Here is an 11,556-nt window from a genome sequence, read left to right as displayed (position 1 = left end):
CAAACATGAAAAAAATAACCAAAGAAGACATTAGTCAAGAAATATTTGACCTGTACGATGATTATGCTCATAACAAAATTGAAAGAAGACAGTTTATTGAAAAACTTTCAGTATTTGCAGTAGGAACTTTAACCCTGCCTTCTTTACTGAGTTTTATCACTCCCGATTATGTCAATTCAATCACCATTCAGCCTGATGATCCAAGAATAGAATCAAATTATATTACTTATGATTCCCCAAAAGGAGGAGGGAAAATTAAAGGATTACTTTCTAAACCCAACCAAAGCAATAAAAAACTACCCGGAGTAATTGTAGTTCACGAAAACCGCGGTTTAAACCCCTATATAGAAGATGTAGGACGAAGAACTGCAATTGAAGGTTTTATCAGCTTGGCGCCAGACGCTTTGACTCCATTAGGTGGTTATCCCGGAAATGATGATGATGGTAGAGAAATGCAGAAAAAAAGAGACCGATACGAAATGCTGGAAGATTTTATTGCTGCTTACTATTATTTAAAAACACATCCTGATTGCAACGGTCACATTGGAGTGGTTGGTTTTTGTTTTGGTGGATGGATTACTAATTTGATGGCGGTTAAAATCCCAACATTAAATGCTGCTGTTCCTTTTTATGGTGGACAACCCACAGCAGAAGAAGCCGCTCAAATAAAAACGCCTTTGTTATTACAATACGCTGGTTTAGATACCAGAGTAAACGAAGGCTGGCCAGCCTTTGAAGCTATTTTAAACAAAAACAAAGTTCCGAACGTGGCTTATATTTACCCAAATGTCAATCATGGATTTCACAATAATACAACGCCACGCTATGATGAAAAAGCCGCTACTTTAGCCTGGACAAGAACAATTGACTTTTTTAAAGAAAAACTAAAATGACAACTACGCTTTAAAAATAAAACATCTACCATTTTTACCACAAATTCGCAAATTTCAAAGGACAGTTAATATTAAAAGAATTTGCGAATTTGCGGTATTTTTTTTTCAAAATAATCTCAGTAAACTAGTCTTCTTAAAACTACTTTACAACAACCTTAAATAAGATTAAAATCATTTTTACAGAATTGAAATTTTAATTTAACTTTCAAATCATTTAGTAGTACCTTTGCAGCTCAAATAATTAAAATGAGATTACACAGAAACTTAGTATATACTACCATCGATTCTCTAAATGCAATATTCAACGAAGGAGAATACGCCGATAAAGTAGTAGCAAGAGCACTAAAAAAAGACAAGCGTTGGGGAAGTTCTGATAGGAAATTTGTCGCTGAAACCATATACGAAATTGTTCGTTGGAAAAGATTATACGCAGAGATTGCCGAAGTAAGAGAACCTTTTGGCAGGGATAATATTTGGAGAATGTTTGCTGTTTGGGCTGTTTTAAGAGGATACCCAATTCCTGATTGGCGTCAACTGGAAGGAACTCCTGAGCGAAAAATCAAAGGACGTTTTGATGAACTTTCTAAAACCAGAGCCATCAAGGAATCTATTCCAGATTGGATGGACGAATTAGGAGTAAAAGAATTAGGCGAAAAAGTTTGGGCTAAAGAAATCACAGCTCAAAACCAACCTGCTAAAGTAATTCTAAGAACCAATACACTTAAAACTACTAAAGAAAATCTAAGGGCTATTTTAATGGATTTAGATATCGAAACCGAATATCTAAAAGACCAGCCAGATGCCCTGGTTTTAAAAGAACGCGCTAATGTTTTCATGACCGATGCTTTTAAACAAGGTTTATTTGAAGTTCAGGATGCCAATTCGCAATTAGTAGCCGCTTTTCTGGACGTAAAACCAGGAATGCGCGTGGTGGATACTTGCGCTGGAGCAGGTGGAAAAACTTTACATATTGCTTCTTTAATGCAAAATAAAGGGCAATTGATTGCTATGGATTTATACGAAAGTAAACTAAAGCAATTAAAACTAAGAGCAAAAAGAAACAGTGCTTTCAATATCGAATACCGAATTATCGATACAACCAAAGTCATCAAAAAACTACATGAAAAAGCCGATCGCGTTTTGATTGACGCTCCTTGTAGCGGATTAGGTGTTTTGAAAAGAAATCCTGATGCTAAGTGGAAATTAAAGCCTGAGTTTATTGATAATATTCGTAAAGTACAATCGGAAGTTTTAGAAAGCTATTCTAAAATTGTAAAACCGGGTGGAAAACTGGTTTATGCAACCTGCTCTATTCTTCCATCAGAAAACCAGGAACAAGTGGAGCGCTTTTTAACCACTGATATTGGAAAACAATTCACTTTTATAAAAGACCATAAAATTTTGGCCTCAGAGTCTGGTTTTGATGGATTTTATATGGCTTTGTTGGAAAGAAAAGTTTAGATTTCAGTCAGCAGAAGGCAATCTTCAGAAAGCAGTATTTAGATTGCAAACAGACATAAAAAAAGGGATTTTCAGTTTAAAAATCCCTTTTTTTATGTAAATATTTCGAAAACTGCCTTCTGTTTTCTGAGAACTGCAATCTAAAAACTAGTCGTTCATAGAAATCAAGAACTCTTCATTATTTCTGGTTTTCTTGAAACGATCATTGATAAATTCCATAGCTTCAATTGGATTCATATCAGCAAGGTATTTTCTCATAATCCACATTCTTTGCAGTGTATCTTTATCCAGAAGCAAGTCGTCTCTTCTGGTGCTTGAAGAAGTCAAATCAATAGCCGGGAAGATACGTTTGTTGGCAATTTTTCTATCTAATTGCAATTCCATATTACCTGTTCCTTTGAACTCTTCGAAAATTACCTCATCCATTTTTGAACCTGTTTCAGTCAAAGCTGTAGCAATAATACTCAAAGAACCTCCTTTTTCTACATTACGGGCAGCTCCAAAGAAACGTTTTGGTTTTTGCAAAGCATTCGCATCTACACCTCCACTCAATACTTTTCCTGAAGCAGGTTGTACTGTATTGTAAGCTCTTGCCAAACGCGTGATAGAGTCTAACAAAATCACTACATCATGACCACATTCTACTAAACGTTTTGATTTTTCAAGAACAATATTAGCAATTTTAACGTGCTCTTGTGGCTCTCTGTCAAATGTTGAAGCAATTACTTCTCCACGTACAGAACGTTGCATATCAGTCACCTCTTCCGGACGTTCGTCAATCAATAAAACAATAAGATATACTTCGGGATGATTTGCTGCAATAGCATTGGCTATTTCCTTCAACAACATGGTTTTACCCGTTTTAGGCTGGGCTACAATCATACCACGTTGTCCTTTCCCTATTGGAGAAAACAGATCGATAATTCGTGTAGAAATAGTACTTTGTCTTTCGGCTAGTTTGAATTTTTCTGATGGAAAAACCGGAGTTAAATGCTCAAATGAAATTCGATCTCTAACTACTTGCGGATCGTGTCCGTTTATTTTAAGAACGCGAACCAAAGGAAAAAATTTCTCTCCTTCTTTTGGAGGTCTTACCACTCCTTTTACCGTATCTCCTGTTTTTAAACCAAATAATCTAATTTGTGAAGTAGATAAATAAATATCATCCGGTGAAGCTAAATAATTATAATCAGAAGAACGCAAGAATCCGTAACCATCAGGCATCATTTCTAATACACCTTCACTTTCTATGATTCCATCAAATTCAAAATCAGAGTCTCTAAAATTATTTTTCTTGTTTTTAAAATTAGGATTCTGGTTCTGTTGATTTGGATTCTGATTAGGATTTTGGTTTTGCTTATTTTGATTCGGATTTATTTTTTTTTGAGGAGCAGCAGGAGCAATAACCTCAGTTTCAGTAGCTGAATCTTCTTGTTTTGTTTCAACAACAGGATTTTCATTTACTGTTTCTTTTTGCTCTTTATTCTTTTTTAAAGCAATTTTCTTTTCGTAAGTGGCTTTATTAAATTTTACCACCTTAGCTTTTTCAGCAGCAACAACTTCTTGTTCCGCCTCCCCTTTTGGTTCATTTACCTCAGCTTCTGCTACTTCTTCTACCGGAAAATCAAGTTTTTCAGTATTATTTTCAATTGATGGTTCTTGACTTTTTGAAGAAGCCTCAACTGTCTTTTTGGGAGCAGCCTGTTTTTTTACCGGAGCAATACGCACTCTTTTAGGTTTATCGTCAGCATCCTCAGATTTTACTGGTTCTTTAACTTCAGTTGCTGCCAAAGTTGTTTGATAATCCAAAATACTCGTGATTAAGGCTTCTTTTTTTACACCGTTTATTTTTATTGTTTTAGCAGCTTTAGCTATTTGTTGAAGCTCAGAAAGCTTCATTTCTTTTAATGCCGAAATATCAAACATGAATGTTCTATGAGTTTAATTAATGGGGATTCCTTAAAAAAGATAGGTAGTTTTTTTATTTTGAATTCACCGCAGTATGAAGTGCTTACGGTATTGTATTGCAATAATACGAATAAAATTTAATCATACAATAGTATTTTATAAAAAGAAAATATATTTTTGTAGAACAATATCGATACTAATGATACAACGAATTCAAACAATATATTTGCTTATAGCCTTTGTTATCACAGGTGTTTTGCCTTTTGTTTTCCCATTATGGATATTAAGTAATGGCAAATCATTTTTGTTTATGCAAAGTCAGGTTTATATCATTTTGTTTGGACTAAGTACAACACTTTCGGTACTGAGTATTTTATCCTATAAGAAAAGACAAAATCAATTTGTTATTAACAGATTGAATATAATATTAAATTTGATTTTATTAGGATTGTTTTTATATCGTTCACTAAATTTATCTGGAGAAACGCCTGCCGTTTCTGAGAAAGGTATTGGGATGTTCCTGCCTATTGTAGCTATCGTAGCATTAGTTTTAGCTAATAAAGCGATCAAAAAGGATGAAGATCTTGTAAAATCTGTGGACAGATTGAGGTAAACCTATAAATTTTAATTTATTAGTGCGAAGGAAACCCGAATGTAAAATTCGGGTTTTTTTGTGCTCTTTTTTTAATACATTTGATTCATTAGAAATACAACATGGAAACTCCAATAAGAATTCATTTAGCCGACGATCATCAGGTGTTAATTAATGGCATGCGCACATTATTAAATACTATTGAAAACTTTCAAGTAATTGGATCTTCATTAAAAGGGACAACTCTTTATGAGGAAGTGACTAACAATTCTACCGATATTTTAGTCCTGGACATCAGTATGCCTGAAAAAGACGGTATCGAAGTGCTTAAAGAATTTGCTAAAAAAGGATATCCTTGCAAGGTGATTATACTTTCGGCTTATGACGATGTTAAAATAGTTCAGGAAGTCATGAAATTAGGTGCCAGTGGCTATTTGACTAAACAATGTGCCTGTGAAAACATTGTCGAAGCCATACAGGCTGTTAATAAAGGCGAAGAGTATTTCTGCAATCAGGTGAGGGAAAAAATATTTTCTACGGTTACAAAAAACCATTCTAAATTAAGCAAAAGTAAACTCGATCCCGAATACCAATTAACAGAACGTGAAATAGAAATCATTACTTTAATTGCCTTAGAATATAGTGGAAAAGAAATTTCAGATCAATTGTTTATCAGTACAAACACAGTAGAAACCCATCGAAAGAATATCATGAAGAAACTGAAGGCAAAAAACATGATTAGTCTAGTTAAGTTTGCCTTGAAAAACAACCTAATAAAACCTTAAGCCATCTCAACTCCCATTATGCCTTACAAACGCATTTATAGCTTGTTATTTATACTTTTTTTAGGCACAACAAATCTTTTATTTTCACAAACAAAAGATTCACTAAAAAAGCAAACTAGCATTCTAACTCAGGAAGCAACGCAATTAATGAAGGCTGAGAATTTCGAGAAATCATTAATCCTTTCTCGTCAGGCTCTAAGCCAGGCCTTAATTTTAAAAGATGACAATCTTATTGCAATGTGCTACAATACTATTGCGGCTAATTTTGATCAATTAGCCGAGTTTGAAAAGGCATTATTTTATTATAAAAAAGGAGTTATTTACGCTAACAGAACCAATAACAACCACCTTAAAAACTGGCTAAACAACAATCTGGGAAACATTTATTGTTTTGACAAAAAAGAATACGCAAAAGGAATTTATTATTATAAAAAATCGCTTGAATACAGCACAAAAATTGCCGATTCTTCCGAAATCCTCCTTACCAAACTCAACATTACCTGGGCGTATTTTGACATAAGCAAATACGATTTAGGCTCACCCTATTTAAACTACATCAATAAATACCATAAAAAACATGGAGATGAAACAACTGCCGTAGCACTAAATATGCTCAACGGCATGTATTATTCTCATATTAACAACAACAGAAAAGCCAATTCTTACTTTGAAAAAGCCATTAAATTAGGCCAAAAAGGAAGTGAAGAATCTGATTTATCATTTGCTCATCAGGAATATTCTAAATTTTTATTCAAGACAAAAAGCTTTAAAAAAGCCTATCAGCATCTGAACACTTACAACGAACTGACAGCTAAAATCAACAATGAAGAAAAATTAAAAAAAATCAACGTTGTAGGTATCAACCTTGAAATTGACGAATACAAAAGAGAAATTGACAACATCAAAACAGAATACAAAACAAGTCATCAGCTCTTATTAGAAAAACAATCTAAAAACAAGATTATCAGTATCATCATTATATCCATATTGATTCTAATTATTGTTTTTTCGTATTTGTATTTTCAAAATAACCAATTAAAACAGACAAACAAACTCAAAGACATCGAGAGTAAAATTCAGGAAAATATAATTACGGCTTCGATAAACGGCCAGGAAATGGAACGCAAAAAAATTGCTTCCTTTTTACACGATAACATCAGTGCCTTACTTTCTTCGGCAGCAATGCACCTGACTATTTTTTCTACAAAAAACCAAACTAACAATGAAGAAATAACAAAAACCAAAGCCATTTTAATACAAACACATTATAAAATACGGGACTTATCGCATCAACTTTTACCTTCATTATTAGCTCGTTTTGGATTATTTTATGCCCTAAACGATTTATGCGAAATAAATTCCAATTCCAACATTCATTTTGATTATTCCAGTAATGTTACCTCCGAAACCCGTTACAATGAAGATTACGAAATGAAAATGTATTTTATTATCAGCGAATTATTAAACAACATAACCAAACATAGCGATGCCAGCGAAGCTAAACTAAGCTTAAAAGAAATAGACAATCAACTACATATTCTTGTAAAAGACAACGGAAAAGGATTTGAAATCAAACAATATAATACCATAGAAGGTTTTGGTTTAAACCAAATCAAAGCCCGAATCAATACGATGGACGGAAAAATAAAAATCATTTCGAAACCCAATGAAGGAACCTCCGTTAAAATTATAGCTCCAATTGAATACAAAGCAAAACCAACGGTTTAATCAGACTCTTTTTTCAATTTCTATAATTTCCAAATCTTTGATTTTATCGCCTTCAATTACAAATCGCAACATGGTGCGAACCTGATGAAAACCACTTTTCCCACAAGCACCGGGATTCATGTGTAAAAGATTATGCTTTTTATCAAACATCACTTTTAAAATATGCGAATGTCCACAAATGAATAATTTTGGAGGATTAGCCGTCATTTCAGCTTTTATATTAGGATTGTATTTTCCGGGATAACCGCCAATATGGGTAATCCAAACCGAAACCTCTTCGCACATAAACCGATTGTGCAACGGAAATTCTAAACGCGCCTGAGCGTCATCGATATTACCATAAACGGCGCGTAAAGGTTTTAATTTTTTAATGGCATCTGTTACTTCCAAATCGCCGATATCTCCGGCATGCCAAACCTCATCGGCTTGTTTTACATATTTTAAAATAGCATCGTCAATATGGCTGTGCGTATCCGAAAGTAAAAGGATGTTTTTCATTTTTTTTTTTAGAGTCTAAGATTCCAGGATGCTAAGATACTAAGTTTTTGAAAGCTTCAAATAGATACAATTTCAACGCTTTTTTTAATGATTCAAAACATCATTATCAAATGCGTCATCAGGAATCTCTTAACAAAAACTTAGTATCTTAGCGACTCAGTACCTTAGTTACTTTTTTGTACCTTTGAAATTCTGAAACTTTGAGATTAAAAACTTGAGATATTTTATAAAATTAGCTTACAACGGTACTCCATATCATGGTTGGCAAATTCAGCCTAATGCCGCTTCAGTACAGGAAACGCTTAACAAAGCCTTCTCGGTCTTATTGAATTCTGACATTAATTTAATGGGCGCAGGACGCACTGATACTGGTGTTCATGCAAAGGAAATGTATGCTCATTTTGATTTCGAAAACACTTTTGATATTCCAAAATTAGTACACAAACTCAATTCCTATCTTCCTAAAGATATTGTAATTTATGAAATTTTCCCTGTTGCCGATGATGCGCATTGCCGTTTTGATGCCACTAAAAGAACCTATGAATACCATATCAATGTTTTTAAAGATGCTTTTTTACAGGAGCAAAGTTGGTATTTTCATCAAAGTTTAGATGTGGATTTAATGAATGAAGCCGCAAAACTGTTATTCAACCATACTGATTTTCAATGTTTCTCTAAGGTCAATACAGATGTAAATACATTTGATTGTACTATTTTTGAAGCGTATTGGACTCGAGGCGGAGCCGAACAGAGCGGAGCTAAACAGCAAGGAAACAAACTTATTTTTACCATTTCGGCCAATCGATTTTTGAGAAATATGGTGCGCTCTATTGTAGGAACGCTGGTAAATATTGGCTTAGGCAAAATAACATTAGCCGATTTTAACACTATTATCGAAAGTAAAAGTAGGGACAAAGCCGGTTTTTCGGTACCGGCACACGGATTGTATTTGACTAAAATTGAATATCCTTATTTAGATAATTAGTACTTAGTACCTAGTCCTTAGTTTTTTAGAATTTAAAACTAAGGACTAGGTACTAAAAACTAAGGACTAAAGGACTAAAATAAAAAAATGAAAGCAAAAGCATTTGATACCCGATTATTCAAACGAATATTACAATATACGAAGCCGTACCAATGGCGCTTTAATGGCGTAGTAATTTTTGCCATTTCATTATCCATTTTTGCAGCCTTACGCCCGTATTTACTAAAACAAACGGTAGATGGCTACATTAAAACCCATGATGCTCAAGGACTTTTGTTTTACATCAGTTTGATGGGAATCGTGCTTTTACTGGAGGTTTTTTCTCAGTTTTATTTTGTGTATTGGGCAAACTGGCTCGGTCAGGATATTGTAAAAGACATTCGTCTTAAATTATTCAAACACATTTTGAGTTTCCGAATGAAATATTTTGATTTAGTTCCTGTGGGACAACTCGTAACCCGCTCGGTATCTGATATTGAGTCGATTGCGCGTATTTTCAGCCAGGGTTTATTCATGATTATCAGTGACTTGATGAAAATGGTGGTGGTTCTTCTTTTTATGTTTTACATGAACTGGAAACTGACTTGGATTGTGATTGTTGCCATGCCAATACTGGTTTTTATTACCCGAATTTTCCAACGCAAAATGCAGGTTGCCTTTGAAGAAGTACGAACGCAAATTGCCAACATGAACACTTTTGTTCAGGAACGAGTTACCGGAATGAAGATTGTGCAATTGTTCAACAGAGAGGAAATTGAATCGGAGAAATTTAAAGTTATTAACGAAAAGCATCAAAATGCCTGGATAAAAACCATTCTTTACAACTCCATCTTTTTCCCTATTGCCGATATTATTTCGTCGCTGACACTTGGATTTATTGTATTGTATGGAGGAATCAAAATCCTGAATGGCGATAACTTCACCACTTTTGGAGATTTATTTTCATACACCATGTTCATCGGAATGTTATTTAACCCTTTACGCCAAATTGCGGATAAATTCAACGAGATGCAACTGGGGATGATTGCCGCCAATCGTGTTTTTGAAATTATTGATACCCAGGATCAAATTCAGGATACCGGAAAAATTGAAGCGCCAGTTTTTGACGGAAACATTCAATTTAAAGACGTTCGTTTCAGTTATATCGAAAATGAAGAAGTAATTAAAGGTATTGATTTAAGCGTAAAATCAGGCGAAACCATAGCTATTGTAGGTTCAACAGGAGCAGGAAAATCAACCATTATCAACTTATTGAATCGTTTTTACGAAATAAAAAGTGGTACCATTTGTATTGATAACGAGAATATAGAAAACTACACCTTGAGTTCGCTTAGAAAGCAAATTGCAATTGTGTTGCAGGATGTATTCTTATTTGCCGATACCATTTATAATAATATCACACTCAACAATCCTGAGATTAGCAGAGAAGATGTTTATGCTGCTGCCAAAAAAATAGGGGTTCATAATTTTATTATGAGCTTACCCGATAATTATGATTTTGACGTAAAAGAACGCGGTGTGATGTTGTCTTCTGGACAACGCCAACTGATTGCTTTTTTAAGAGCCTATGTGAGTAATCCGAGTATTCTTATCCTTGACGAAGCGACCTCATCAATCGATACGTATTCAGAAGAATTGATTCAGCGCGCTACCGAAACCATTACTAAAGGAAGAACTTCGATTGTTATTGCCCATCGACTGGCAACTATTGTCAATGCTGATAAAATTGTGGTTATGGACAAAGGATTAATTGTAGAAGAAGGAACACATCAAGAATTGATTAACAAAGAATCCGGTTATTATAAAAATTTATACGATTCTCAATTTTCATTAGCCGAATAGTAAAAAATGAACAATACCGAAACCATCTTACAAGCATCTAAAATAAGCATTGGCTATACTCATAAAAAAGAGCAGACTATTGTTGCTTCTAATATTGATTTGACCTTAGAAAAGGGAAAACTCATAGCTTTGGTTGGTGCAAATGGTATTGGAAAATCGACTTTATTACGCACCATTACAGGAATTCAAAAAACGATTAGCGGAACTGTTTTCTTGAACGGAAAAAACATTCACGAAATGAATGCTTTGGCTTTAGCCAAAAATTTAAGCGTTGTCTTAACCGAAAAATTACCCCCAAGCAACTTAACGGTTTTTGAATTGGTCGCTTTAGGCAGACAACCTTATACCAACTGGATTGGCACCTTAGCTGATGAAGACATTGAAAAAGTTGACCACGCTTTAAAGCTTACGCAAATTGAACATTTGGCTTCCAAAAGGCATTACGAAATCAGTGATGGACAATTACAAAAAGTATTGGTAGCAAGAGCATTGGCACAGGATACACCACTCATTATTTTGGATGAACCTACCACACATTTGGATTTACTACATAAAGTAGCCTTATTTAAACTCTTGAAAAAACTCACTCAGGAAACCCAAAAATGTATTCTGTTTTCTACCCACGATATTGATATGGCCATTCAATTGAGTGACGAAATGATTATTATGACCCCAGAAACTGTGGTTCAAGATGAACCTTGTAATTTAATTTCAAAAGGAAGTTTCAATACGTTGTTCAAAGACGAACATATTGTTTTTGATGCTACAAAAGGAAAGTTTGTGATTAGTTAAGTTTAACCACAAAGAACACAAAGTTTTTCGCAAAGAGTCCTCAGTTGTTAGTCCTTAGTATTGAAAACTGAT

General features: G+C 34.2%; 10 protein-coding genes. 8 read left to right on the top strand and 2 right to left on the bottom strand.

The window, feature by feature from the left end; translation table 11 throughout:
* The first annotated feature begins 5 nt into the window (after nucleotides 1-5).
* A complete protein-coding gene (locus tag EOD40_RS15935) occupies nucleotides 6-893 on the top strand; it encodes a dienelactone hydrolase family protein (RefSeq protein ID WP_128197220.1) in 888 nt (295 codons plus the stop codon).
* A gap of 246 nt (nucleotides 894-1,139) precedes the next feature.
* Nucleotides 1,140-2,354: an RsmB/NOP family class I SAM-dependent RNA methyltransferase gene (locus tag EOD40_RS15930; RefSeq protein ID WP_128197218.1), complete on the top strand. Its 1,215-nt coding sequence runs from the start codon at nucleotides 1,140-1,142 to the stop codon at nucleotides 2,352-2,354.
* Nucleotides 2,355-2,501: 147 nt separating this feature from the next.
* Here the strand turns inward: EOD40_RS15930 and rho are convergent, their stop codons facing one another.
* Nucleotides 2,502-4,280, bottom strand: a complete 1,779-nt coding sequence (gene rho, locus EOD40_RS15925; RefSeq protein WP_128197216.1) for a transcription termination factor Rho — start codon at nucleotides 4,278-4,280, stop codon at nucleotides 2,502-2,504.
* A 181-nt stretch (nucleotides 4,281-4,461) separates the two neighbouring features.
* On the opposite strand from rho, the gene EOD40_RS15920 reads away from it, so the two are divergent.
* From EOD40_RS15920 to EOD40_RS15910, 3 genes are all read left to right on the top strand, one after another.
* Nucleotides 4,462-4,875, top strand: a complete 414-nt coding sequence (locus EOD40_RS15920; RefSeq protein ID WP_128197215.1) for a DUF4293 domain-containing protein — start codon at nucleotides 4,462-4,464, stop codon at nucleotides 4,873-4,875.
* A 101-nt stretch (nucleotides 4,876-4,976) separates the two neighbouring features.
* Entirely contained in the window at nucleotides 4,977-5,639 is a 663-nt protein-coding gene (locus EOD40_RS15915; RefSeq protein ID WP_128197213.1) for a response regulator, read from the top strand.
* Between the two features lie 42 nt (nucleotides 5,640-5,681).
* On the top strand, nucleotides 5,682-7,367 hold the full coding sequence (locus EOD40_RS15910) for an ATP-binding protein (protein WP_231129644.1): 1,686 nt from the start codon (nucleotides 5,682-5,684) through the stop codon (nucleotides 7,365-7,367).
* On the opposite strand, the gene EOD40_RS15905 is transcribed toward EOD40_RS15910, so the two are convergent.
* Entirely contained in the window at nucleotides 7,368-7,865 is a 498-nt protein-coding gene (locus EOD40_RS15905) for a metallophosphoesterase family protein (RefSeq protein ID WP_128197209.1), read from the bottom strand.
* 214 nt (nucleotides 7,866-8,079) lie between these two features.
* Here EOD40_RS15905 and truA point away from each other — a divergent pair, with 214 nt between their 5' ends.
* The 3 genes from truA to EOD40_RS15890 all read left to right on the top strand — a co-directional run bounded on the left by truA (nucleotide 8,080) and on the right by EOD40_RS15890 (nucleotide 11,484).
* The gene (truA, locus tag EOD40_RS15900) at nucleotides 8,080-8,850 is read left to right on the top strand and encodes a tRNA pseudouridine(38-40) synthase TruA (protein WP_128197207.1); all 771 of its coding nucleotides are present in this window, start codon (nucleotides 8,080-8,082) and stop codon (nucleotides 8,848-8,850) included.
* 87 nt (nucleotides 8,851-8,937) lie between these two features.
* A complete protein-coding gene (locus EOD40_RS15895; RefSeq protein WP_128197205.1) occupies nucleotides 8,938-10,692 on the top strand; it encodes an ABC transporter ATP-binding protein in 1,755 nt (584 codons plus the stop codon).
* 6 nt (nucleotides 10,693-10,698) lie between these two features.
* A complete protein-coding gene (locus EOD40_RS15890; protein WP_128197203.1) occupies nucleotides 10,699-11,484 on the top strand; it encodes an ABC transporter ATP-binding protein in 786 nt (261 codons plus the stop codon).
* The last annotated feature ends 72 nt before the right edge of the window (nucleotides 11,485-11,556 follow it).

It is taken from the genome of Flavobacterium sufflavum (assembly GCF_004016525.1).
Classification (GTDB): Bacteria; Bacteroidota; Bacteroidia; order Flavobacteriales; family Flavobacteriaceae; genus Flavobacterium; species Flavobacterium sufflavum.
This window is presented reverse-complemented; position numbering and strand designations above follow the sequence as displayed.